20 protein-coding genes are annotated in these 23,631 nt (G+C 62.4%); 12 read left to right on the top strand and 8 right to left on the bottom strand.

Annotated features, from left to right (window positions below):
* Positions 1-8: 8 nt before the first annotated feature.
* Entirely contained in the window at positions 9-758 is a 750-nt protein-coding gene (locus tag PKE98_RS09840) for an ABC transporter permease (protein WP_271195102.1), read from the top strand.
* Positions 759-794: 36 nt separating this feature from the next.
* Positions 795-3,164 carry a CehA/McbA family metallohydrolase domain-containing protein gene (locus PKE98_RS09845; protein ID WP_271195103.1) on the top strand — a complete coding sequence of 790 codons (2,370 nt, stop codon included), beginning with the start codon at positions 795-797 and terminating at the stop codon, positions 3,162-3,164.
* A gap of 58 nt (positions 3,165-3,222) precedes the next feature.
* Here the strand turns inward: PKE98_RS09845 and PKE98_RS09850 are convergent, their stop codons facing one another.
* Both PKE98_RS09850 and PKE98_RS09855 read right to left on the bottom strand, forming a co-directional pair.
* Entirely contained in the window at positions 3,223-4,257 is a 1,035-nt protein-coding gene (locus PKE98_RS09850; RefSeq protein WP_271195217.1) for an MFS transporter, read from the bottom strand.
* A 161-nt stretch (positions 4,258-4,418) separates the two neighbouring features.
* Positions 4,419-5,828 (bottom strand): sigma-54 interaction domain-containing protein, encoded by a 1,410-nt coding sequence (locus PKE98_RS09855; protein WP_271195104.1) that lies wholly within the window; start codon positions 5,826-5,828, stop codon positions 4,419-4,421.
* A 229-nt stretch (positions 5,829-6,057) separates the two neighbouring features.
* Here PKE98_RS09855 and PKE98_RS09860 point away from each other — a divergent pair, with 229 nt between their 5' ends.
* Positions 6,058-7,476 carry a short-chain fatty acid transporter gene (locus tag PKE98_RS09860; RefSeq protein WP_271195105.1) on the top strand — a complete coding sequence of 473 codons (1,419 nt, stop codon included), beginning with the start codon at positions 6,058-6,060 and terminating at the stop codon, positions 7,474-7,476.
* A 94-nt stretch (positions 7,477-7,570) separates the two neighbouring features.
* On the opposite strand, the gene PKE98_RS09865 is transcribed toward PKE98_RS09860, so the two are convergent.
* Positions 7,571-8,455, bottom strand: a complete 885-nt coding sequence (locus PKE98_RS09865) for a DUF2242 domain-containing protein (protein WP_271195106.1) — start codon at positions 8,453-8,455, stop codon at positions 7,571-7,573.
* Between the two features lie 250 nt (positions 8,456-8,705).
* Here PKE98_RS09865 and PKE98_RS09870 point away from each other — a divergent pair, with 250 nt between their 5' ends.
* From PKE98_RS09870 to PKE98_RS09905, 8 genes are all read left to right on the top strand, one after another.
* Entirely contained in the window at positions 8,706-10,373 is a 1,668-nt protein-coding gene (locus tag PKE98_RS09870; protein WP_271195107.1) for an AMP-binding protein, read from the top strand.
* Positions 10,374-10,385: 12 nt separating this feature from the next.
* Positions 10,386-10,829 (top strand): hotdog fold thioesterase, encoded by a 444-nt coding sequence (locus PKE98_RS09875; protein ID WP_271195108.1) that lies wholly within the window; start codon positions 10,386-10,388, stop codon positions 10,827-10,829.
* Between the two features lie 272 nt (positions 10,830-11,101).
* Positions 11,102-11,902 (top strand): alpha/beta fold hydrolase, encoded by an 801-nt coding sequence (locus PKE98_RS09880; protein ID WP_271195109.1) that lies wholly within the window; start codon positions 11,102-11,104, stop codon positions 11,900-11,902.
* Complete coding sequence (locus tag PKE98_RS09885) at positions 11,899-12,762, top strand: alpha/beta fold hydrolase (protein WP_271195110.1); 864 nt, start codon at positions 11,899-11,901, stop codon at positions 12,760-12,762. Before PKE98_RS09880 ends, PKE98_RS09885 begins: the two co-directional genes overlap by 4 nt.
* A 58-nt stretch (positions 12,763-12,820) precedes the next feature.
* A complete protein-coding gene (locus PKE98_RS09890) occupies positions 12,821-13,486 on the top strand; it encodes a glutathione S-transferase family protein (protein WP_271195111.1) in 666 nt (221 codons plus the stop codon).
* A 24-nt stretch (positions 13,487-13,510) separates the two neighbouring features.
* A complete protein-coding gene (locus PKE98_RS09895; protein ID WP_271195112.1) occupies positions 13,511-14,332 on the top strand; it encodes a DUF4892 domain-containing protein in 822 nt (273 codons plus the stop codon).
* Between the two features lie 150 nt (positions 14,333-14,482).
* The gene (locus tag PKE98_RS09900) at positions 14,483-15,550 is read left to right on the top strand and encodes an AI-2E family transporter (RefSeq protein WP_271195113.1); all 1,068 of its coding nucleotides are present in this window, start codon (positions 14,483-14,485) and stop codon (positions 15,548-15,550) included.
* Between the two features lie 126 nt (positions 15,551-15,676).
* Positions 15,677-17,275 carry a YdgA family protein gene (locus PKE98_RS09905; RefSeq protein ID WP_271195114.1) on the top strand — a complete coding sequence of 533 codons (1,599 nt, stop codon included), beginning with the start codon at positions 15,677-15,679 and terminating at the stop codon, positions 17,273-17,275.
* A gap of 137 nt (positions 17,276-17,412) precedes the next feature.
* On the opposite strand, the gene PKE98_RS09910 is transcribed toward PKE98_RS09905, so the two are convergent.
* From PKE98_RS09910 to PKE98_RS09930, 5 genes are all read right to left on the bottom strand, one after another.
* The gene (locus PKE98_RS09910) at positions 17,413-18,339 is read right to left on the bottom strand and encodes a GGDEF domain-containing protein (RefSeq protein ID WP_271195115.1); all 927 of its coding nucleotides are present in this window, start codon (positions 18,337-18,339) and stop codon (positions 17,413-17,415) included.
* 321 nt (positions 18,340-18,660) lie between these two features.
* On the bottom strand, positions 18,661-19,401 hold the full coding sequence (locus tag PKE98_RS09915; RefSeq protein ID WP_271195116.1) for a YciK family oxidoreductase: 741 nt from the start codon (positions 19,399-19,401) through the stop codon (positions 18,661-18,663).
* A gap of 26 nt (positions 19,402-19,427) precedes the next feature.
* Positions 19,428-20,099, bottom strand: coding sequence for an N-acetylmuramic acid 6-phosphate phosphatase MupP (gene mupP / locus PKE98_RS09920; protein ID WP_271195117.1), 672 nt, complete (start codon positions 20,097-20,099; stop codon positions 19,428-19,430).
* Positions 20,099-20,797 (bottom strand): bifunctional 2-polyprenyl-6-hydroxyphenol methylase/3-demethylubiquinol 3-O-methyltransferase UbiG, encoded by a 699-nt coding sequence (gene ubiG, locus PKE98_RS09925; RefSeq protein WP_271195118.1) that lies wholly within the window; start codon positions 20,795-20,797, stop codon positions 20,099-20,101. The genes mupP and ubiG overlap by 1 nt, the downstream gene beginning before the upstream one ends.
* A gap of 42 nt (positions 20,798-20,839) precedes the next feature.
* Positions 20,840-22,171 carry a TRZ/ATZ family hydrolase gene (locus tag PKE98_RS09930; protein ID WP_271195119.1) on the bottom strand — a complete coding sequence of 444 codons (1,332 nt, stop codon included), beginning with the start codon at positions 22,169-22,171 and terminating at the stop codon, positions 20,840-20,842.
* A 173-nt stretch (positions 22,172-22,344) separates the two neighbouring features.
* Here PKE98_RS09930 and mtnA point away from each other — a divergent pair, with 173 nt between their 5' ends.
* The gene (gene mtnA / locus PKE98_RS09935) at positions 22,345-23,421 is read left to right on the top strand and encodes an S-methyl-5-thioribose-1-phosphate isomerase (protein ID WP_271195120.1); all 1,077 of its coding nucleotides are present in this window, start codon (positions 22,345-22,347) and stop codon (positions 23,419-23,421) included.
* Positions 23,422-23,631: the final 210 nt, after the last annotated feature.

Below are 23,631 nucleotides of genomic sequence, written 5' to 3' on the forward strand. Positions count from 1 at the left end.
GCCTCGTCATGCATTTGCCAAAAGCCAATTGGGGCTGGGCCTCATTGCCGTTTCTGCTGCTGGTGTGGGTCGCACTGGCCAGCCGCTTTCCCAGCTACGTGCTGCCGCAACCTTGGGTGGTGGCGGCCGAGGCGCTGCGCTGGATTGAAGACGGTTCGCTGTGGAAGCAGTTCAGGGCCAGCGTGCTGGAAGAGCTGGCCGGCTTTTTCAGCGCGGTGGTGGTAGCGGTGGTGCTGGGTGGGCTGGCGGGGTTGTGGCGGCATTTTCGCGACTTTATCTCGCCGCTCAACAGCCTGTTTATGGCCATTCCGCCGATTGCCTGGGCGCCGCTGATTCTGATCATTTTCGGCTTTGGTTTTTTCTCCATCACCCTGGTGATCTTCATCGCCGCGGTGTTCCCCATGGCCGTGACCATCCAGGAGGGCGTGCTGGGCATTCGCGAGGGCGAAGTGCGCGCCGCACGCACCCTGGGCGCCAACCGCTGGCAACTGCTGGGCCTGGTGTACCTGCCGGCCTCGCTGCCGTTTCTGACTGCGGCCCTGCGCATCGGCTTTAGCCAGGGCTGGCGCGCGCTGGTGGCCGCCGAAATGATCGGCGCCTCCCAAGGCATCGGCTGGATGGTGTCGATGGGTGGGCAGATCGGCAACAGCAGCCAAGTGCTGCTGGGCATCGTGTTGATCGGGCTGCTGGCCTGGTTGATGGAAAGCCTGGTGTTTCGCCGTATCGAGCGGCACTACCAATCCTGGCGCGCGGCCTGAGTGCGCGCTGTTTAATTTCGTGCAGAGGACTTACCTGTGAGCCAGACCTTCGACCCCCGTGAAGCCGGGCATTACATCGCCCCTGTGGGCCTGTATGCGCGCAACAAAGCGCGGCCGTTTCTGGGCAGCATTCGCTGCGACCGCCAGACCCTGGTGGCCGGCCAATGGGACGAAATCACCTTCGTCTACGAAGTGGGCGCCAGCGGCCTGGCCGACGGCGCGTGGCTCAAGCTGGCCTTTAAGTTCTATTCCGACTGGGCGCTGTTCCAGACCTCCGATCCCAGCGCCGCCAACTATGTAAGCGCCGAATACCAGGCCGGCGAACTGGCCCCCGGGCAAAGCCCGGCCACGGTGCAACACCTGAACGTGCGCTTCGACCAGAAGGGCCATGAGCGGCCGTTTCAGAAAGCCATTTTGATCGACATTGTTGACGGTTACCTGAACCCCGGTGACCGCATCATTATTCGCATCGGCGATCGCCGTCAGGGCGGAGCGGGCACCCGGGTGCAGAGTTTTGTCGAAAAGGACTTTCGCTTTCGCCTGTTTATCGACCCGCTGGGCAGCTCGAAATTTGCCGAAGTACCGGGCGATTTGCTGCTCGATATCGTGCCTGGCGTGCCGGAGCGTTTGCTGGTGATCGTGCCGCGTCTGGTCGGCCAGGCGCAGCCGTTCGATGTGCTGATTCGTGCCGATGATGCCTGGGGCAATACCTGCCGTAATCTGCCGCTCAGTGGCAAGGTGCTGCTCAGCGGCCCCCAGGGCAGCAGCCTGGGTTTGCCGTTTACCCTGGCGAGCGACGGCTGGGCCATCGCCCGGTTGCCGGCGCTGAAGCTGGAAGAACTGGGCGAGTGGTCGGTCAGCGTGCAGGCAGCCGAGGCGGGCGTGGCGGCGGCTCAGGCCCATATCACTGTGGACCAGGCGCTGCCCGGCATTCGCCCGTTGTACGCCGACTTGCATGTGCACTCCGATGACACCGTAGGCACCAACGACACCCTCTACAACCTGAGCTACGGCCGCGATGTGGCCGGGTTGGATGTGCTGGGTTATACCGCCAACGATTTCAATATCACCGAGAAGCGTTGGGACGCTGCGGTTGCATTGATCGCCGAGCTGAACGAGGCGGGGCGGTTTGTTTGCTACCCCGGCACCGAGTGGTGCGGCAACTCCTGTGCGGGCGGCGACCGCAATGTGGTGTTCCTGCACGACGGCAAGCCCGAGTTTCCCTTCGATAACCAGGGCCGCCTGGTGCGCTCGTTCGAGTGGAACGAATTTACCGCCGGCACCATTAAGCCCGGCGCCTGGCCGGTGGATGAGCTGTACGCCGCCTATGCGAAAAACCCCGAAGGCCATTTGATGATGCCGCACGTAGGCGGCCGCCGATGCAACCTCGACTGGCACCATCCGGAGCTGGAACGCTTGATTGAAGTGGGCTCGGCCTGGGGGCAGTTCCATTGGGTGTATGCCGAGGCCTTGCAGCGCGGTTACCGCGTTGGCGCGGCAGCCAACAGCGATGAGCACCAGGGCCGTTGTGGCGGTGGAGTGCCGGCTACGGCGGTGTTTGGATCACGCGGTGGGCTGACCGGGGTGATCGCCGAGGCCTTCGACCGTGCGGGCGTCGGCAAAGCCTTGCGCGCCCGGCACACCTTTGCCACCACTGGTGAGCGCAGCGTTGCCGTATTGCGCCAGGGCGAGCACCTGATGGGCGATGTGGTGGCGGCTGCCGCCGGGCAAACGCTGGACTATCGCCTGCTCGGCGATGCGGGTTGGGAGCAGGTGGAATTGTTCGATGGCGAGCAGTGCATCTGGTCGCGCAACCTGCACGAAGAGGCCGGGCTGTCGAGCCGCCGTGTGCGGGTACGCCTGGGCGGTGCGCGGATCAAAGACCGTTATCGCGGCGCGTACTGGAGCGGCGAAATCGAGATTATCGGGGCCGTTATCAACGGCTTCCAGTTTCTTGGTGCCGACCACCCGGAGCAGACGGTCTGGCGCAAAAACGCCACCACGCTGGCCTTTCGCACCGACACCAACGGCGACACCGACAGCCTGGAGATCGAGCTGTCGCAACTGGCTGGCGCGCGCATCAGCCTGAACAGCCGGGTGGACAGTTACGTGAAAGTAGGCGACCCGTTGCAGCCACACCCCCATGTGCATGCGCCGACCGTGAGCGTGCAGGTGTTGGGTTCGCAATTGCTGGAGCGGGGCGCGGTGATCGAGAAGCTGGCCGGCGCAGAATTGCAGGTGGCGCTGGAGCGCATAACCGAGCAGGCGTTGCCACGGGAAGTGGAAGGGTTGATTGACGTGGATAGCCTGAACCTGGCACCGGGCCGTGAGCACCCGTTGTTTATCACCGCCCGCCAGCGCGATCAGTCGAGGGTATGGACGTCGGCGTTGTTTGTGACCCTGTAAACCGGTGTTTGCAGGAATCGAGGCTGAAGCCTCTCCTACACAGAAACTCGGAGAGGCTTTAGCCGCCAGCGTTTGGTCTGGGCGCCGGTGGCCATACCGAGAACACGGCCGACACCGCCAGCATCAAAGCGGCCGCGCTATACATCCACACACTCGGCACAATCGGCAACACGCTGCCGGCCAGCAGCGGGCCGGCACCGGCGCCGATATCGCGCCACACCGAGTTCGCCGCCAACGCCTGCACCCGCTCCGGGCCGGGGTTGCGCTGGGTGACCAGGGGTGCCACCAGTGGTAGTTGCAGTGCACGCAGCACCACGATGGCCGCCGCGCAGCTCCACAACCAACCGGCGCCAAAACCCACCAACATCACTGCCGTCAGCAGCGACAAACTCACCAGCAATTTCTGCGCGCCGTATTTATCGGCCAGGTGTCCACCCACTGGGCTTAGCAGTAACTCGCCCAGATACCGCAGCGCCATCAGCAAGGCTGCGGCCATCACCGCGCCGCCGGGAAACAGGTCTTTGCCCAGGTACGACAGGCCGATGATAAACAGGCCGTCAAGCGTGAGCCCTTCGAGAAACGACCAGAAGTCCAGGCGACTGGGCAGGCGAATGCCGCGTCGGGTGGTCAGCGCATGGGGTTGCATGGGCAAACGCCGGGCCATCAGCAAACCGGCTATGGCCACCAGGCTCAAGGCAAAAAAGATCGGCCGTGGGCCCAGCCATAACGCCACGGCAGCGCCCACCGGCAAGGCAAGCATCGGCCCCAGGGCGGTAAAGGCCCGCGCCCGTCCGGAGCGGCGCGCCACGCCCAGGGGCTGTGCGGTGGCGAGCACCTGAGTTGAGAGGTTTAGCGCCGCAAACGCCAGCCCCCACATCAGGCGCAATGGCAGCAACAGCCAGAGGCCCGAGAGCGAGGTGTAGCCCAGCGCGCAGATGGCGGCGGCAACCACGGCGAGGGTCGAGGTGAGGCGATCACCATGGCGGCCATAAAACCGCGACACGGCGCCGTAGCCGACGATGCGCACCAGACGATTGGCCGCCAGCAGTACCCCGACTTCGGCCAGGTTCAGGCCAAAGTCGCTGGCATACATCGGCAGCAGCAACTACAGCAGCACATCGGTAGGCAAGGCCATGCCCAGCGTGAGGGCGGCGAAGCGGGAGTGGCGGTCGGCGGTGCGTAGGGTGGCGTCGGTAAGGTCGGCGGGCATGTTCAGGGTGTCAGGCGTTCAAATGAGGGGCTGGGTTGTTCGGCTCATGGCGCGCCAATCCCCAGCGCCACCATCTTCTTGTACAGGGTCGAGCGACCGAGCCCCAGTTGCTTGGCGGCCTCCACCACATTGCCGTGATGCGCCGCCAGGCTTTGCTCGATCAATTGCCGTTCGAACGCGGCGCGGGCGCGGTAAAAGTCTTGCTCGCCGATAACGGCGGCGGTCGTGCCAGCCGGCAGGGGGGTAAAGCGGCCGATAGCGGTGCGCAATGCGGTGGCGGTCAGCAACGGCTCGTCACTGAGCAGTGCGCAGCGCTCCAGCACGTTGCGCAGCTCGCGAATATTGCCGGGCCAGGCGTGGCTGGCGAGCAGGGCCATGGCGTCGCTTGCCAGGTCGAAATGGCCGCGACCCAGGTCCTCGAGCATGGCATCGCACAGGGCCGGCAAATCATCCAGGCGCTCACGCAGCGGCGGCACCGAAATGGGCAATACGTTGAGACGGTAGTACAGGTCGGCGCGAAAACGGCCGTCGGCCACGGCATTTTCCAGGTCCAGCGAGGTGGCCGCGATCAGGCGGATATCGCTGCGCAGCATCTGGTTGGAACCCACCGGCTCATATTCTTTCTCCTGCAACACGCGCAGCAGTTTGCTTTGCAGGGCCAACGGCATATCGCCGATTTCATCCAGAAACAGCGTGCCGCCCTCGGCCAATTGCAGCTTGCCCGAACGGCCTTTGCGGTCGGCGCCGGTAAAAGCGCCGGGGGCGGTGCCGAAGAACTCGGCCTCCAGCAGGTTTTCCGGAATGGCCGCGCAGTTCACGCTGACGAAGGGTTTGTGTGCGCGCGTGCTGGCGCTGTGAATCGCATGGGCTAACAGCTCTTTGCCGGTGCCGGTCTCACCCAGCAGCAACACCGGCGACTCGCTGCCGGCCGCGCGGCGGGCGTGACGTTTTACCTCCAGGCTGCGGGCGCCGGTACCAATAAAGTGCGAGAAACTGTACTTGGCTTGGCGGGCTTGCAGCAGCGAGCGGGTGGAGGCCAGCTCTTTCTGGATCTGGGTAAAGCGCGTCACCAGCGGGGCAAGACGAGTGAGCTGGTCGAACAAGGCGAAACCGATGGCGCCGATTACCTTTCCGGCGGCGTCGTGGATCGGCAGGCGCATCACCACCAGCGGGCCGTTGGGGGTGTCGAGCATGTCCAGCAGGATGGGTTCGCCGGTTTGCGCCACCTGGCGCATCAGGCTGCCGGGAATGACGTTCTCCACTTCCTGGCCGACCGCCGCCTTGGCGCTGGGCTGCCCATAGCGCTTGGCGTAGCGCTCGTTCATCCAGACGATGCGCGCGTCCTTGTCGACAATCACCGTGCCCTCGCTGGACTGCTCGACGATCTCGAACAACGAACGGATCGCCAGCTGGCGTACCTGCCGGTAGTCCTTGAGGTTGTCGGCGTCTTTCATCGGGCGCGGGCCTTGTGGGGAGGAGGGGGCAAGGGTGCCAGAAATGGGGGTGGAGTGCAGCGTTTGGTGAGGGCATCGGTGTACGCCGCTTTCCCTCACCCCAGCCCTCTCCCTGAGGGAGAGGGGGAATCGGCGTGGCCCCTACCAAAGCCGCATGCCGGCAAGCGGAACTAAATCGCCAGTAACGCCACTACTTCCTAGGTCGCCACAACAACAATGAGGTTCCTGGATGAATACTCAAGTCGAAAAGAGCCGCTACGCGCGCTTCGCCATGCGCTGCTCGAACTGGGCAGAGCGTTGGTTTCCTGATTCCTGGGTGTTCGCCACGCTGGCCGTGCTGCTGGTGACGGTTGCCGTGCTGGCCATGGGCGCGCCACCGGCGCAGGCGGCCAAGGCGTTTGGTGATGGGTTCTGGAGCCTGATTCCCTTCACCATGCAGATGGCCTTTGTGGTGATTGGCGGCTATGTGGTGGCCAGCTCCGGCCCGGCCTCGCGACTGATTGATGTGCTAGCCAGGGTGCCGAAAAACGGGCGGTCGGCGGTGGCGTGGGTGGCGCTGATTTCCATGTCGGCCTCCTTGCTCAATTGGGGCCTGAGCCTGGTGTTCGGCGGCCTGCTGGTACGCGCGCTGGCCCGACGTGAAGAGTTGCATATGGACTACCGCGCCGCCGGCGCCGCGGCATACCTGGGCCTGGGGGCGGTGTGGGCGTTGGGGCTGTCGTCTTCGGCGGCGCAGTTACAGGCCAACCCCACCAGTCTGCCGCCTTCGATTCTGGCGATTACCGGGGTGATTCCGTTCACCGAAACCATCTTTCTCTGGCAATCCGGCGTGTTGCTGCTGGCGTTGGTGGTGGTGTCGCTGGTGATCGCTTATGTCACCGCACCGAGTGCCACCAGTGCGCGGGACGCCAAAGCCTGTGGCATTGATCCGAGCTTTAACGCAGCCAGGCTGGAAAAACCCACACGCCCCGGCGAGTGGCTGGAGCACAGCCCGCTGCTGATCATTTTGCTGGTGCTACTGGCTGCCGGTTGGCTGGCGCAGGAGTTCGCCAGCAAGCCGGCGATTGTCGCCATCTCGGGGCTGAACACCTACAACCTGCTGTTTCTGATGGTGGGCGCGTTGCTGCATTGGCGGCCACGCAGCTTTCTCGATGCGGTGGCGCGCGCGGTACCGACCACCACGGGCGTGCTGATCCAGTTTCCGTTGTATGGCTCGATTGCCGCCATCATGACCACCGTCAACGGCAGCGACGGCCAGACCGTGGCGCACCATATTTCCACCTTCTTTGTGCAGATCGCCTCCCATGACACCTATGCGTTGCTGATGGGCACGTACTCGGCGGTGCTGGGGTTCTTTATTCCCTCGGGCGGCGGCAAGTGGATTATCGAGGCGCCTTATGTGATGCAGGTAGCCAACGAGCTGCAGTACCACCGGGGCTGGGCGGTGCAGATTTATAACGCCGCCGAGGCGCTGCCGAATTTGATCAACCCGTTTTATATGCTGCCGCTGTTGGGCGTGCTGGGGTTGCGGGCGCGGGATCTGATCGGTTTTTCGTTTGTACAGCTGCTGGTGCACGCACCACTGGTGCTGTTTCTATTGTGGGCGTTGGGCACAACACTGCAGTACACGCCGCCGGTGGCGCCTTAGGCTTTTAAGGTCAAGGGCATCGAGGCTGAAGCCTCTCCTACAGGGGCGTACATTCCTTGTAGGAGAGGCTTCAGCCTCGATCTTTGATCTTCAGTTATTGCGCAGCAGGCGCTGCTTCTTCAGTACCGTCGACCGCCGGCGCCGGCTCTACCACGTCCGCCGGCGTTTCGGTCATTGGCTGTTCAACCACGGGCGGCGCAGCTTGCAGCGCGGCGGCATCCGGGGTGGTGTCGGCTGGAGCCGGGGTTGGTTCGCTGATGGGCAACTCCGGCGCCATGGGCTCCACCACAGGCTCGGTCACAGGGTCCACCACAGGCGTGGCAGCCGGCTCGATCACTGGCGTCACCACTTCCTGAGTCACCGGTGCAGTGGCAGGCGCCAATGCCTGGGGTTCCGGAATACCCAGGTCTTGCTGCGGGGCCGCCGGTGCCACGGGTTCAGCTGGTTTCACCTGTGGCGGCAAGAACAGTTCAACCAGGGCAAAAAAGCGCTCGTAGAACTTGGCCGAGGACACCGTTTCACTGGCCACTTTCACCAGCGAGTCGTCGGTGGAGCCGATCGGCATCGACACCGAACCCAGCACGCCCACCCCGAGGCTCGCGGAGTTGTTCAGCTTTTTCAGCGCATAACGGTCCTGCAGGGCGTTGGCGAACATGGTGGAGTGGTGGTCGCTGGTACCGCCATCGGTGCACACCACGTTGAAGCTGATTTCCAGGTGGTTGTCGCCGCTTTGCTGGAAGCTCTTATGGCCGCTGACCTGTTTGGGGTCGGCGCTGGTGATGATGTAGCCCTGGCTCAGCAGTGCGCGGCGCGCGGCCTCGCAAGACACCGCGTCGCTGCTGCTGTAGTTGCGCGAGAAGGTGCCGGAGTCGGCGAAGTCTTCGTGCTCATAGACGGCGGTGTTGTTCGAGGAACAGCCGGCAGCGCCTGCCAGCACCAGCGCCAGGGCGGCGCACTGCAGAGGGAATGGTTTGAACATTGAGGGTCCGGGCCAAAAGTAATGCTTGGCCTATTGTGCCTTAGAAAACTCCTACATGGTGTTTCGCTATTCATACAGATCGTAAGGCGCTAAATCCTACGCAGCGGTCCGGCTACAGTTCTAAACATTTCTCCTCTTGCGCGTTGCGGGCAGGGCGTGGAATAGTCCAACCAAGCAAGTGCTTGGTTTGGTTTTAAAACGTTCTGCTCTGCATGTTGTTTCCCCATAAAAATAATTAGGAGGAGGCCCTGTGACGAATGCTGCCGTTTTGCCCTTAGAGATTTTCTTCCAGCGCGAAGCGCGCCACCCGAACAAGCGCTATATGGTCCAGCCGCTGCCCGGCGGCCAGGTGCTGGAGCTGAGTTGGTCGGATGTCGGCGACCAGGCCCGGCGCGCCGCCAACTGGCTGCGGGCCCAGGACCTGCCAGCCGGTAGCCGCATTGCGCTGGTGTCCAAGAACTGTGCGCACTGGATCGTCACCGACCTGGCGATCTGGATGGCTGGTCATGTGTCGGTGCCGCTGTACCCCAACCTCACGGCCGACTCTGTACGCCAGGTGCTGACCCATTCCGAGGCTGCACTGGTGTTCGTCGGCAAGCTCGATGACTGGGCCGCCATGGCCCCGGGCGTCCCCGAAGGCATTCGCACCATCGCCTTGCCGCTGCACCCTGAGGGCAACTTCGATGTGCAATGGAGCGACTTGCAGGCCTGCACGCCGATTCGCGACAACCCCATTGGCGGCCACGACCACCTCGCCACCATCGTCTACACCTCCGGCACCACCGGCACGCCAAAGGGCGTGATGCATAACTTCGGCAACTTCGCCTTCGCCGCCGGCCATGGCACCGAGCTGTTCCAGGCCACCGAAGACGATCGGCTGTTGTCGTACCTGCCGCTGTGCCATGTGGCCGAGCGCATGTTCGTGGAACTGAATTCGCTGTATGCCGGCGAGACCGTGTTTTTTGCCGAAAGCCTGGACACCTTCCTGGTCGACCTGCGCCGCGCCCGGCCGACGCTGATCTTTGGCGTGCCGCGTATCTGGACCAAGTTCCAGATGGGCGTGTACAGCAAGATGCCCGCCGAGCGTTTGGATTTTCTGCTGAAAATCCCCTTTATCGGCAAACGCGTGGGCCACAAAGTGTTGGCCGGCCTGGGGCTGGATTCTGTGCGTTACGCGCTGTCCGGCGCCGCGCCGGTGCCCGAAGCCCTGCTGCACTGGTACCAGCGCCTGGGCCTGGATGTGCTCGAGGTGTACGGCATGACCGAGAACTGCGGCTACTCGCATATCTGCCGCAAGGGTAAAAACCGCCCCGGCTGGATCGGCCAGGCCAGCCCAGGCGTGGAGGTGCGTATCAGCGAGTTGGGCGAAGTGCAGGTGCGCAGCCCGGCAACCATGCAGGGCTACTACAAAGACCCGGAAAAAACCGCGGAAACCATTACCGAAGACGGCTTTTTACGCACTGGCGACAAAGGCGAGCAGGACAGCGAGCATTACCTGCGCCTGACCGGGCGGATCAAGGAAATCTTCAAGACCAGCAAAGGCAAATACGTGGCCCCGGCGCCCATTGAAAACCTGCTGGCGGTGCACCCGCGGATCGAGCAGGTGTGCGTGGTGGGCGATGGCATGCCGCAACCGATGGCGCTCTGTGTGCTCTCGGATGTGGGGCGTGAAGAAGCCTTGAATGGCTCGCGGCCGGCCCTGGAAGGCAGCTTTAAAACGCTGCTGGCCGATGTGAATGCCGCCCTGGATAAACACGAACAGCTCAGCGGCCTGATTCTGCTCAAGGAAGTGTGGGCAGTGGACAACGGCTTTCTGACGCCTACCTTGAAGATCAAACGCAGTGTGGTGGAAGACGCCTATGCCGGGCGCTTTGCCGAATGGTCCGGGCGGCGCGAAGCGTTGGTCTGGCATGATTGATAAGGAGTTGGCATGAGTCTGTGGCGCACCACCCCGGATTTGCAGGCACTGAACGACCTGCGCAAAAACACCATCAACGAGACGCTGGACGTGCGTTTCGATGCGTTTGATGAGGAGTCGATTACCGCCAGTATCGTGGTCGACGCACGTACTCACCAACCCTACGGCCTGCTGCATGGCGGCGCCTCGGTGGTGCTGGCCGAAACCCTGGGCAGCACCGCCAGCTACCTGTGCATCGACACCAGCCAGTTCTACTGCGTGGGCCTTGAGGTGAACGCCAACCACCTGCGCGGCGTGCGCAGTGGCCGGGTGACGGCGGTGGCGCGGCCGGTGCACTTGGGGCGCACCACCCACGTGTGGGACATTCGTCTGAGCGGTGAGGACGGCAAGCCCAGCTGCATTTCGCGGCTGACCATGGCAATTGTGCCGCTGGGGAATATGCCGCCACCGGTGTGAATGGACACGCATTTTTGGCTATCAACACCGTCATCCCTGCGCAGGCAGGGATCCAGAATTTCGGAGCGAGCTCCGTATTCCTGCAAGACGCTGGATCCCGAATCGTCGAACCGCGGCCTGTGCAGGGATGGCGCAGTTGGTCGATGGCACGGCACGCAACCCCGGGCTTATGCCCCTGGCCGTATCGCCATCATTCCCGGCAGTTACGGTCATTGCCGGCCACGGCCTGCATGCGGACAATCGCCTGAGTCTTGTTTCTGGAATTTCCGTGTATGCCGCAACCGGTATTTTTCGCCCACGCCAATGGCTTTCCTTCGGCCACCTACGGCAAGTTGTTTGCCGCCCTGGCGCCGGATTATCACGTGCTGCATTTGCCGCAGCATGGCCACGACCCGCGTTTTCCGGTGAATGACAACTGGGGCAACCTGGTCGACGAGCTGGTGCACCACCTGCGCGAATTAGCGGAGCCAGTGTGGGGTGTCGGCCACTCCCTGGGCGGTGTGCTGCATTACCACGCGGCCTTGCGCCACCCGGAGCTATACCGTGGGGTGGTGATGCTGGACTCGCCGGTGCTGACCCTGGCCGACCGCATCGTCATTCGCGCCGCCAAACGCTTCGGGTTTATCGACCGTATTACCCCGGCTGGCCGCACCTTGGGGCGGCGTGAGGCGTTCAGCGATTTTGCCGAAGCCCGTGATTATTTCTCGGCCAAAAGCTTGTTCCGCCGTTTCGACCCCGAATGCCTGGACGCCTATGTGCAACATGGCCTGCAGGCCGATGGTGAAGGCCTGCGTCTGCTGTTCGACGCGGCTACCGAAATCAGCATTTACCGCAGCGTGCCGCACCACAATCCTGGCCGCCCGCAGCAGTTGCAGGTGCCGCTGGCCATGGTGCGCGGCCGCCACAGCCGCGTAGTGTTGCCGCACCACACGCGCTCCATCCGGCGCCTGGCGCATTGCCAATACCTCACGCTGCCAGGCGGGCATATGTTTCCGCTGGAGCGCCCGCAAGCCACTGCTGACCTTTTGAAAACCCTGTTCGACCGTTGGCAAGCCCGCCTGGAGACCGCATGAATTATTCCTTCGAAGAAGTCCGCCTGAGCCTGCCGCATATCGAGCTGTCGGCCCACGTATTCGGGCCGGAGGACGGCAAGCCGGTGATTGCCCTGCACGGTTGGCTGGATAACGCCATGAGCTTTGCCCGCCTGGCGCCCAAGCTAAATGGACTGCGCATCATCGCCCTCGATTTCGCCGGCCACGGCCATTCTGACCACCGCCCGGCCGGCGCCCATTACCAGCTGTGGGACTACGCCTACGACGTGCTGCTGGTGGCCGAGCAGTTCGGCTGGCAGCGCTTTTCTCTGTTGGGGCATTCGATGGGCGCGATTGTGTCGGTGTTGTTGGCCGGTGCCATGCCCGAGCGCATCGAACGCCTGGCGCTGATCGACGGCCTGATTCCATTTACCGGTGAAGCTGAAGCGGCGCCGGCCAAACTGGGCTCGGCGCTGCGTGAGCAACTGGCGCTGGCCGGTAAGCGCAAACCGGTGTACGAGAAGGTGGAGCAGGCTGTTAAAGCGCGGATGAAAGGCGTCGGCGGTGTCAGCCTGGAAGCTGCGCAACTGTTGGCCCAGCGCGGCCTGATGCCGGTGCCCGGTGGCTATACCTGGCGCACCGACAGCCGCCTGACGTTGCCATCGCCGCTGCGTTTTACCCAGGCGCATACCGAGGTGTTTGTGCGCAGCGTGGCCTGCCCAGCCTGCCTGGTGGTGGCCGAGGGCGGCATGCTGCATGCGCAGCCGCAAGTGGTGAGTTCCCTGGAAGGCACGCCAATCAAGGTAGAACGTCTGGCCGGCGGCCATCACCTGCACCTGGATGACGAAGCCGGCGCGCAAGCGGTAGCAGACTGTTTCAATAGGTTTTTCGCTGCGCCTTGACTTGCCTGGGCCAACTGCGGAGGCTGGGCAGCTTCCGCTTGGCTGACAGGGAATTGCCATGATCGATCTCTACACGGCTGCTACGCCCAATGGCCACAAAGCTTCCATCGCCCTCGAAGAGCTTGGGCTGACCTACCAGACCCATATCCTCAGCTTCGACAAGAAAGAGCAGAAAACCCCCGAGTTTCTCGCCATCAATCCCAATGGCCGCATCCCGGCTATCGTGGACCGCAGCAATGATGACTTCGCGGTGTTCGAGTCGGGTGCCATTCTGGTTTACCTCGCCGAAAAGACCGGGCAATTGCTGCCGCAGGATGTCAAAGGCCGCTCCACTGTCATGCAGTGGCTGATGTTCCAAATGGGCGGCGTTGGCCCGATGCAGGGCCAGGCCAATGTGTTTTTCCGCTACTTTCCGGAAAAACTGCAAGGCGCCATTGACCGCTACCAACACGAAACCCGCCGGCTATACGAAGTGCTGGACGGGCAACTGGGCCGCCATGAATACCTGGCGGGCGCCTACAGCATTGCCGATATCGCCACCTATCCTTGGGTATTGCGCCACGAATGGGCCGGCGTTTCGGTAGAGGGGCTTGAGCACCTGCAACGCTGGTTGGCGGCAGTGGGTGAGCGGCCTGCCGTACAGCGCGGGTTGAATGTGCCGGCCACGACCATGGGCACGCCTGACAAGGTGGTGAAGTCCGCCCAAAGCATGCTGATCAAATGACATGCGGTTTAACGAGAAGAATTGATGCGACTGCTTAGCCTGTTGGCGCCTGTTTTATTAGCGAGTTCTCTGGCAACTACTGCCAGTGCTGCCGATCTGCCCGGTAGCCAGGATCTGGAAATACTGCCGCGTTTTCCCCGCGCCGAGATTGTGGATTTTCGCGATGTAGCCGTTCAGGAACGCATTTACCCGCTGGGCTCCATCCGCCGAATCAGCGGCACCTTGCGCTATGAGCGGCAAGTCGACAGCCAGGGGCGCATGCGCTCGGTGACTTACGAATTGCCGCCTGAACACACCTCCGGCCAAGCCTTTAACGCCGCCCGTGATGCGTTGCAGGCGCAGGGCGCCGAGCTGCTTTATTGGTGCGAGAGCCGTGAATGCGGCTCCGCGAGCCTGTGGGCCAACTCGGTGTTCGGTAACGCCAAGCTGCTAGGCGCCGAAGACCAGCAAGCTTATCTGCTGCTGCGCCTGGCCGAGCCCCAGCAAAACACGCTGGTGGCGCTGTACAGCATTACCCGCGGCAACCGCCGTGCGTATTTGCATGTGGAGCAACTCGATAACCAGGCCGCTCTCGGCGACTTGCTGCCCGGGCCCGCCACCTTGCTGCGCCAACTGCGCAATACCGGTGAACTGAATTTCGCCAGCCTTGATGGCGAGCCTTTGGCCGCTTGGGCCGAACTGCTGGGGCGCACGCTCAATCAGGACAGCACCTTACGCGTTAGCCTGGCGGGCAAATACGCTCAAGCGTGGCGCGACGCTTTGGTGGCCCAGCGGGTAAGGGCGGCACGGATGGAAATCGATTCAGCGCAAACAGACGGCCTATCCTTTAAGCTGCTGCGACCCTAAGTTTCCTCGAGCGCTTTTGGGCTAGAGTCAGGCAAGGCGAAATTACGTCAACACGCGCAACGTACTGCGGTACGTGAGAATTGTTGACCTGATTTCAACGCAGCATGACCGACGCCCAGAAGATCGTCCCAAACTGATTCGGAAATCCAGATGCCTAATAATGACCGCTTGCTGGTCCAGATTCTGCTGCTTGCTCTTCTAGGTTCGGCACTCTGGGTGTTGGCGCCGTTCTTCTCCGCCTTGTTCTGGGGCGCCGTGCTGGCCTTCGCCAGTTGGCCGCTGATGCCGTTGCTGACTCGCTGGCTGGGCGGGCGCACGTCGCTGGCCGCTGGCATTCTGACCGCAGGCTGGATGTTTTTGGTGGTTATTCCGCTGGTATGGCTGGGCTTTAACCTGTCGCACCATGTGCGCGATGCCGTCAACCTGGTCAAAGACCTGCAAGTGCAAGGCTTGCCCGCGCCGCCCGAGTGGCTGGGCGGTGTGCCGTTGGTGGGCGAGCGTCTGGTGGGCTGGTGGATGACCATCGACCAGCAGGGCGCTGCGGTGTTTGCCAGCGTAAAACCCTACCTGGGCGAAGTGGGCAACTTTCTGCTGGCGCGCAGCGCCAAGATCGGCGGCGGCATGTTGGAGCTGACGCTGAGCCTGGTGCTGGTGTTTTTCTTTTATCGCGACGGGCCGGCCCTGGCCGACCTGGTGCGCAAAGGCTTGCATCGGCTGATCGGCGAACGCGCCGATTACTATCTGCACCTTATCGCCGGCACCGTGCAACGGGTGGTCAACGGCGTGATCGGCACGGCGGCGGCACAAGCCGTGCTGGCGCTGATCGGCTTCTGGATTGCCGGTGTGCCGGGGGCGATTCTGCTTGGCATGCTCACCTTCGTATTCAGCCTGATTCCCATGGGGCCGCCGCTGGTGTGGATTCCCGCCACGGCCTGGCTGGCCTGGAAGGGCGAGTATGGCTATGCCATTTTCCTCGGCGTCTGGGGCACCTTTATTGTCAGCGGCGTGGACAACGTGCTCAAACCGTACCTGATCAGCCGCGGCGGTAATCTGCCGTTGGTGGTGGTGCTGCTCGGGGTATTCGGTGGCTTGCTGGCGTTTGGTTTTATGGGGTTGTTCCTCGGCCCAACCCTGTTGGCTGTGGCTTACAGCTTGCTGAGCGATTGGGTGAAAACCGACCCGACCACGCCTACAGTGAAAATCGTAGAACAGCGATAAGCGACACAGCGCGAGCAAGAGCGGCAGTGCTACTATCGCGGCCGCTTTCGCTGTGCCGCGCACCATGCGCGAAGGTTGTCTGCCAGGAAGGCACTACATAAACACGGACATTCGTTGAGTCGACTCATGAAAAAAGCAGCATTAGCGGTAGGCGTAGTGGTTGCCATTGGCGTGATCAGCGCAGCAGGCGCGTGGTACACCGGCACACAGCTGCCGGGCGTATTGAACAACGCCATCGTCGAAGCCAATCAGAAAAGCACCGATGCTCTGTTGGGCACCGGCATCACCAGCAAGCTGGAACTGCTGTCGCTGGACAGCCACCTGTTCACCAGCACCGCGCACTACCGCTTGACCCTGGATATGCCTTCCTCCGAAGGCGAAGCCCGCCATCTGGAAGTGTTGCTGGTGGACAATATCCAGCATGGTCCCTTGCCGGCCTCGCGCCTTGCCAAACTCAACCTGTGGCCGGTGCTGGCCACCAGCAACTACGCCCTGGAACCCAACGAGCTGACGCAGAAGTGGTTCGACGCGGCCAAGGGCCAGTCGCCGCTGTTCGGGCAGGTGAGCCTGGGCTACGACAACTCCACCACCGGCACCGTCGAACTGCTGCCGTTGGACTTCGCTCCGGCCGAAGGCCAGAACGTCAAATTTTCCGGCCTCAAGCTGAACGTGAAGGCCAGCGCCCACGCTGAAAAAGTCGCCATCGACGGCGGCATGGACAGCCTGGTACTGAACGGCACCGACGACAATGGCCAAGCCGTCAAGTTCGAGTTCAAGGACCTGAGCCTCGAAAGCGATCAGAAGCTGGGCAGCGGTCAGTTCTATCTCGGTGACAGCAGCGTCAAGCTGGCCAGCGCCGAATTCAAGATTGCCGACAAACCGCCCGTGCTGATCAAGAACATTGCCCAGAGCGGCACCTTCGAAGAAGCCGCCGGCAAGCTGGGCGGCCATATTTCCTACGATATCGGCCAGGTCAGCTTTGCCGGCAAAGACATTGCCGGCATGCAGATGCTGTGGCGCATCAAGGATTTCGACGCAGCCGCCACCCAGGCGTTGGTAGACGTGTACAAAAACAAACTGGCCCCCGCCCAGCAGGCCCAAGCCTTGGGCCAGGACATGCCGAAGCTGGACTTCAGCCCAGCCGAAGAAGAGAAGCTCAAGGCCGATATCGGCCAGTTGCTCGCCGGTAAACCGCACGTGGCCCTGGAAAAATTCAGCGTCAAAACCGCGCACGGCGAAGCGCTGTTCAGCCTGGCGCTGGACTTCAACAAGCCCGAAAACTTCGAGCTGCCGCCACCTGAATTGGCCCAGCAACTGATTGGCCAACTGGATGCCAAGCTGTCGGTAGACAAGGCCGTGATTGGTGACGGCGTGCGCGTACAAGCGGCCATTGCCGGCGAAACCGACCAGAAGGCCATCGACGACCAGGCTGCCATGTTCACCGAAATGGGCAGCGGCATGGCCCTGGCTACCGAGATGGTGGCCTTGAAAGGCGACAAGCTGGAATCGAGCCTGCACTACGCCAATAACGAAGTGACCTTCAACGACCAGAAAATGTCGGTGGAAGAGTTCGTGATGCTGGTGATGTCCAAGGCCGGCGGCCTGGGTGGCGCGGGTGGTGATGAGCAGCCTGAAGGTTATGTGCCGGATGAAGAGGCACCGGACGCGGGTGCACTGGATGAAGAAGCTCCAGAAGAGATGCCGGAAGAGGCGCCCGAGGAGTAGTAAACCGTAGGATGGGGCGGGCCGCGCAGGCAAGCGCGGCGAACCCCATCGATTCGTTTAACGGTGGACATTCGAAGCCATAAAAAAGGCCAGTCATTTGACTGGCCTTTTTTGTCGTCGGCATTTCGCGCTGGCGTTTAACCAGCCATGGTCAGGCGGTTGCGGCCGTCGCGTTTGGCCACATACAGCGCGCTATCGGCACGGCGCAGCAGGCTGTCGACCGATTCGCCTGGCAGCAGGCAGGCGCAGCCCAGGCTTACCGATACGTCTACATGTTGGCTTTGCGCGGTGCACTGCAGCTCCTGCACGGCGAAGCGCAGGCGCTCACCGACCATGGCCGCGCCTTCGCGGTTGGTGTTTGAGAGCAGCACCAGAAACTCTTCGCCGCCGAAGCGGAAAATCATATCGATATTGCGCAGCTGAGCTTTAAGGGTATCGGCCATGGCGCGCAGCACTTCGTCGCCAGTGCTGTGGCCGTAGGTGTCGTTGATGTTCTTGAAGTGGTCCACATCCAGCATCAGCACCGACAGCGGTTGCAGGTTACGCCGCGCCAGATCGACTTCGCGCTGCAAGGCCTGGTCCATGGCGATGCGGTTGCCGGTGTCGGTCAGTGGGTCACGCAGGGCGCACTGCACGGCCTTGCGGTAGAGCAGGGCGTTGCGCAGCGGGAAGAGCATGCAGGCCAGCAGCGATTCCAGCTGGGTCAGCTCTTCCTCGGAAAAACGCATATTGCGGCGGAAAATCAGTTCGCCCAGGTATTCGCCGTCGTGGTTCAGGCGGTAGCCGGCCGAATGGGTGGCCCGTACGCCAAGTTCCAGGCGCAGGTCGCTGGAGGGGTGCTGGTAAGCCAGGGCATGCAAGGGCACCAGGCGCTGCACTTCGCGGAAGAAGATATCGAGGATGCGCTCGACTTCCAGGCTGGTCTGCAATTGCAGGTTCAGCTTCTGCCGCAATTGCGCCAGCGACACCGGGCGCAGCGACTGCGTGCGATTGCTGGCGAAGCCCAGACGCTGCAGCTTGGCGGCATCAAAATCGATTGTGTTGGTTTTGCTTGGGGGGACCATACCGGGAAACCTCGAGCGCGGAATGCGGCGACAGCTTCCCTTTTGCGAATAGTGTGCCAGGTGTCACATTCGTGTTTTTTATCTAGTTAAATCAGCTAGTTATCAGCGTTGATACAGTGTAAGCGGCAAACATTTGCCGCTGTTTTGCCGGTTGTTTGGCGAGCGATGGCAAATTGCCGGTTGGCGGCAGAGGGGGATCGCCAAAATCTTGTCAGGAAGTACGTAGGGCGAATACGGCGAAGCGGTATCCGCCATCCGGCCGGCATCATTCGCAACGGCGGATACCGCCGATCGCGGTATTCGCCCTACGCTGCGCAGGCGTTACTGCGCGTCGAACGCCTGCCCATTGACGCCCTGGCTATCGGGCCCCATCAGGTACAGATACACCGGCATGATCTCGGCGGGCAGCGGGTTGTTCAGCGGGTTTTCGCCGGGGTAGGCGTGGGCGCGCATGTCGGTGCGGGTGGCGCCGGGGTTGATGCTGTTGGCGCGCACATTGGTGATGTCGGCCACTTCATCGGCCAGGGTTTGCATCAGGCCTTCGGTGGCGAACTTGGAAACACCATACGCGCCCCAGTACGCACGACCTTTGCGGCCAACACTGCTGGAGGTAAATACCACCGAGGCATCGGGCGCCAGCTTGAGCAGCGGCAGCAGGGTGGCGGTGAGCATAAACATGGCGTTCACGTTTACTTGCATCACGCGCATGAAGTTGTCGCCCGACAGCTGTTCCAGTGGTGTACGCGGGCCGATGATTGAGGCGTTGTGCAGCACGCCGTCAATATGGCCGAACTCGTTTTCGATCATCACCGCCAGTTCGTCGTACTGGTGCGCCAGGGCGGTTTCCAGGTTGAACGGGATCACCACCGGCTGCGGGTGGCCGGCCGCTTCGATTTCGTCATAGACCGCGCTCAGGTTGCTCTCGGTCTTGCCCAGCAACAGCACGGTGGCGCCATGGGCGGCGTAGGTTTTCGCGGCGGCGGCGCCAATCCCACGGCCGGCGCCGGTCACCAGAATGGTACGGCCCTTGAGCAGGTCGGGGCGGGCGGAGTAGTCGAACATCACAGATCTCTCTTTAAAGTAAACGGTCAGCATCTGCACAGCGCGCGGTCGAGCACGGCGCGCAGTTCGTGCGGGTGATCGACCACCACGTCAGCACCCCAGTGCGTGGGGTTGTCGTCGGGGTGGATATAGCCGTAGGTCACGGCAGCGGTCTTGGTGCCGGCGGCGCGACCGGATTCGATGTCACGCAGATCGTCGCCCACATACAACACGCTTGCAGGGTCCAGGCCCAGGCGCGAGCAGGCCAGCAGCAACGGCTCGGGATCGGGTTTACTGTTGGTCACGTGGTCCGGGCAGATAAGGATGGCTGAACGCTCGGCCAGGCCCAGTTGCTCCATGATCGGCGCGGCGTAACGCACTGGCTTGTTGGTGACCACGCCCCAGATCAGCTTGGCGTGTTCGATATCGGCTAGAAGCTCGGGGATGCCGTCGAACGGCTTGGTGAACACCGCGCAGTGGTCTTGATAGCGGGCGAGAAATTCCAGGCGCAAGGCCTCGAACTGCTCGGACATCGGATCGACATCGAACGCACGCAGCACCATGGCGCGGGCGCCACCGGAAACGTGGTCACGGATGTCCTTGTCGGCCATCGGCGCCAGCCCGTGGGCGGCGCGCATGGCTTGGGCAATGGCGATAAAGTCCGGCGCGCTGTCGAGCAGGGTGCCATCCATATCGAAAAGAACGGCTCGCAGGCGCATCAGGCTTCCTTCAGGGTCTGGATCATGTAATTGACGTCTACATCGTTGGCCAGTTTGTAATGCTTGGTCAGCGGGTTGTAGGTCAGGCCGATGATGTCTTTGACTTCCAGACCCGCCGCGCGGCTCCAGGCGCCCAGCTCGGAGGGACGGATGAATTTCTTGAAGTCGTGGGTGCCGCGTGGCAGCAAGCGCATCAGGTATTCGGCGCCGACAATGGCGAACAGATAGGCCTTGGGGTTGCGGTTGATGGTGGAGAAGAACACCTGGCCGCCGGGTTTGACCATGGCGTAGCAGGCGCGAATCACAGAGGCCGGGTCTGGCACGTGTTCGAGCATTTCCAGGCAAGTGACCACATCGAACTGCTCGGGCATTTCTTCGGCCAGGGCTTCGGCGGTGCACTGGCGGTATTCCACCTGCACGCCGGATTCGAGCTGGTGCAATTGCGCCACCGCCAATGGCGCTTCGCCCATGTCGATGCCGGTAACGGTGGCGCCACGCTGGGCCATGGCTTCGCTGAGAATGCCGCCGCCGCAACCGACGTCGAGCACTTTCTTGCCGGCCAACTTCACGCGCTCGTCAATCCAGTTGACGCGCAGCGGGTTGATGTCGTGCAGGGGTTTGAACTCGCTTTCACGGTCCCACCAGCGGTGGGCCAGGGCTGAGAATTTGGCGATTTCGGCGTGGTCGACGTTGCTCATACGGGTTTCCTCGAATCGAATTCTGGTGGCGGCCTGCGGCTTTCAGCTGCGGCTGGTGGCGATTTTCTGGCCCCAGGCGATGGTGCTGGCGTGCAGTTTTTCTTCGTCCATGCGGGTCAGACGGCGGTTGTCGAGCAACTGCTTACCGCCGACCCATACATGTTTGACGCTGTTGCGATTACTCGCATAAATCAGTTGCGACACTGGATCGTACACCGGTTGTTGCGCCAGCTCGGTGAGGTCAAATGCCACGATGTCGGCGGCTTTACCCAATTCCAGCGAGCCGATTTCATCGTCCAGACCCAGCGCGCGGGCGCCATTGAGCGTGGCCATGCGCAGGGCGCGGTGCACATCCAGTGCGGTGGCCGAACCCGCCACGGCCTTGGCCAGCAGGGCAGCGGTGCGGGTTTCCCCCAGCAGGTCGATGTCGTTGTTGCTGGCAGCACCGTCGGTGCCGATGGCGACATTGACGCCGGCTTGCCACAAACGCTCCACCGGGCAGAAGCCGCTGGCGAGCTTGAGGTTGGACTCCGGGCAGTGGATGACGCTGGCGTTGCTTTCTACCAAGAGCTGTAAATCTTCATCGTTGATTTGCGTCATGTGCACCGCCTGGAAGCGCGGGCCCAGCAGGTCCAGGCGCGCCAGACGCGCCATCGGGCGTTCGCCGCGCTGCTCCAGGCTTTGCTGCACTTCGAAGGCGGTTTCGTGCACGTGCATCTGAATGCCGGCGTCCAGCTCTTCGGCGAGCATGCGGATGTTTTCCAGCTTGTCGTCGCTGACGGTGTAGGGTGCGTGCGGGCCGAAGGCCACCTTGATACGCGGGTGCAGGCGCAGGTCGTCGAACAGGCTCAGGCCCTTGCGCAGCGCCTCATCGGCGTCACGGGCGCCGGGAATCGGGAAGTCCAGCACCGGAATGGTGATCTGCGCGCGAATGCCGCTGGTGTGCACCAGTTGGCTGGAGACTTCCGGGAAAAAGTACATATCGGAAAAACAGGTGATGCCGCCCTGCAACTGCTCGGCAATCGCCAGCTCGGTGCCGTCATGAATAAAGGCTTCATCCACCCACTTGGCCTCGGCGGGCCAGATATGGTCTTGCAGCCAGTTCATCAGCGCTTTGTCGTCTGCCATGCCACGAAACAGGCTCATGGCGGCATGGCCGTGGGCGTTGACCAAGCCTGGAGTCAGCAGCATGCCCGGCAGCTCGCGCACCTCGGTGGCCGGGTGGCGCAGTGCCTCGGCGCGCGGGGCAATCAGGGCGATACGGCCGTCGCGGATGCCCAGCCCATGTTCCTGCAACACCACGCCGGCGGGCTCGACGGGCACCAGCCAGGTGGGCAGGAGCAGCAGGTCGAGCGGGGCGGCGGCGTTGGGCATGGCGGTATCCGTAGTTTATAAAGACAGGACTTACATCAATGTAGTGTGTCGCCTGCACCAGGTTGAGAAGGGGTCGCCTGGACAGGTTTTTGCGCTGGCGAAGTATACCCGAGCGCTCAAGTCAGGGGCTCGCTATAATCCGCGGCTTTTCGCTTCTGAGTACGAGGATGGTCATGCGCGAGCAATTGTTGGCGGCAGAGAAGGTCAAGGCCATCGATTGGCGGGATGGCGCGCTGTACCTGCTGGATCAGCGCGCGCTGCCTTTTGAGGAAACCTGGGTGCGTTACGACTCGGCGGCAGCTGTGGCGCAGGCGATCAAGGACATGGTGGTGCGCGGTGCGCCGGCCATTGGTATTGCCGCAGCCTATGGCCTGGCCCTGGGCGTGCGGGCGCGTCTGGCCGAGGGGGATGACTGGCAGATGGCGCTGGAAGAGGACTTTGAGGTTCTCAACAACTCGCGCCCCACGGCGGTCAACCTGTTCTGGGCGTTGAACCGTATGCGCGAGCGTTTGTATCGCCTCAAGGACAGCGACGATGCGTTGGCGATCATGAATGCCGAGGCCGAGGCCATTCACGAGAGCGACCGCGAAGCCAACCTGACCATGGCGCAGCTGGGTGTCGACCTGATCCGTCGCCACCAGGGCAACCTGCAAACCCTGCTGACCCACTGCAACACCGGCGCCCTGGCCACCGGCGGTTTCGGTACGGCGCTGGGGGTTATTCGCGCGGCTTACCTGGATGGCCTGGTTGAGCGCGTGTATGCCGATGAAACCAGGCCCTGGCTGCAAGGCTCGCGGCTGACGGCCTGGGAGCTGCTGAATGAAGGCATTCCCGTCAGTTTGAATGCCGACTCGGCAGCGGCCCATCTGATGAAAACCAAGGGCATTACCTGGGTCATCGTCGGCGCCGACCGCATCACCGCCAATGGCGATGTGGCCAACAAGATTGGCACCTACCAGCTGGCCGTCAACGCCATGCACCACGGCGTGCGCTTTATGGTGGTGGCGCCGAGTTCGACCATCGACATGAACCTGGAAAGCGGCGACGACATTCCCATTGAGGAACGTGCTGGCAGTGAATTGTTGGAATTGGCGGGCAAGCGGGTCGCTGCGGACGTGGATGCGGTGAATCCGGTGTTCGATGTGACCCCGGCCGACTTGATCGATTTCATCGTGACCGAGAAGGGCGTGGTCGAGCGCCCTGATAAAGCCAAGATGGCCCTGCTGATGTGCCGCAAGCGTCTGCACTAACTCCTTCTTTTAATAGTGGTTCCAGGCGCTCAGGTGATGTCATTTAAATGGCGTTGCCTGACGCGTGGCGTGCTCTGCGGGGATAGGTTCGGGGCATTGGGTGTGGTACTCTCCGTCAGTTTTCAAGGGGGCCTGCCATGGCCACCCAAATTGCGCAGATCCATGCCATAACTCGTTGATTTGTCATGAGTCGTTGCTGGCCCCAAGGCC

The sequence above is a fragment of the Pseudomonas turukhanskensis genome, from assembly GCF_027922365.1.
GTDB lineage: Bacteria > Pseudomonadota > Gammaproteobacteria > Pseudomonadales > Pseudomonadaceae > Aquipseudomonas > Aquipseudomonas turukhanskensis.

Bases quoted from the DNA above. Each gene is read 5' to 3' on its own strand.
- PKE98_RS09915 (WP_271195116.1), bottom strand. From the start codon at position 19,401: ATGTTCGACTACTCCGCCCGCCCCGACCTGCTCAAGGGCCGTACCATT.
- PKE98_RS09910 (WP_271195115.1), bottom strand. From the start codon at position 18,339: ATGGTCCCCCCAAGCAAAACCAACACAATCGATTTTGATGCCGCCAAG.
- PKE98_RS09895 (WP_271195112.1), top strand. From the start codon at position 13,511: ATGCGACTGCTTAGCCTGTTGGCGCCTGTTTTATTAGCGAGTTCTCTG.
- PKE98_RS09930 (WP_271195119.1), bottom strand. From the start codon at position 22,171: ATGCCCAACGCCGCCGCCCCGCTCGACCTGCTGCTCCTGCCCACCTGG.
- PKE98_RS09890 (WP_271195111.1), top strand. From the start codon at position 12,821: ATGATCGATCTCTACACGGCTGCTACGCCCAATGGCCACAAAGCTTCC.
- PKE98_RS09840 (WP_271195102.1), top strand. From the start codon at position 9: ATGCATTTGCCAAAAGCCAATTGGGGCTGGGCCTCATTGCCGTTTCTG.
- mtnA (WP_271195120.1), top strand. From the start codon at position 22,345: ATGCGCGAGCAATTGTTGGCGGCAGAGAAGGTCAAGGCCATCGATTGG.
- PKE98_RS09900 (WP_271195113.1), top strand. From the start codon at position 14,483: ATGCCTAATAATGACCGCTTGCTGGTCCAGATTCTGCTGCTTGCTCTT.
- PKE98_RS09875 (WP_271195108.1), top strand. From the start codon at position 10,386: ATGAGTCTGTGGCGCACCACCCCGGATTTGCAGGCACTGAACGACCTG.
- PKE98_RS09905 (WP_271195114.1), top strand. From the start codon at position 15,677: ATGAAAAAAGCAGCATTAGCGGTAGGCGTAGTGGTTGCCATTGGCGTG.
- mupP (WP_271195117.1), bottom strand. From the start codon at position 20,099: ATGCGCCTGCGAGCCGTTCTTTTCGATATGGATGGCACCCTGCTCGAC.
- PKE98_RS09850 (WP_271195217.1), bottom strand. From the start codon at position 4,257: ATGTATGCCAGCGACTTTGGCCTGAACCTGGCCGAAGTCGGGGTACTG.
- PKE98_RS09860 (WP_271195105.1), top strand. From the start codon at position 6,058: ATGAATACTCAAGTCGAAAAGAGCCGCTACGCGCGCTTCGCCATGCGC.
- PKE98_RS09885 (WP_271195110.1), top strand. From the start codon at position 11,899: ATGAATTATTCCTTCGAAGAAGTCCGCCTGAGCCTGCCGCATATCGAG.
- PKE98_RS09880 (WP_271195109.1), top strand. From the start codon at position 11,102: ATGCCGCAACCGGTATTTTTCGCCCACGCCAATGGCTTTCCTTCGGCC.
- PKE98_RS09865 (WP_271195106.1), bottom strand. From the start codon at position 8,455: ATGTTCAAACCATTCCCTCTGCAGTGCGCCGCCCTGGCGCTGGTGCTG.
- PKE98_RS09855 (WP_271195104.1), bottom strand. From the start codon at position 5,828: ATGAAAGACGCCGACAACCTCAAGGACTACCGGCAGGTACGCCAGCTG.
- ubiG (WP_271195118.1), bottom strand. From the start codon at position 20,797: ATGAGCAACGTCGACCACGCCGAAATCGCCAAATTCTCAGCCCTGGCC.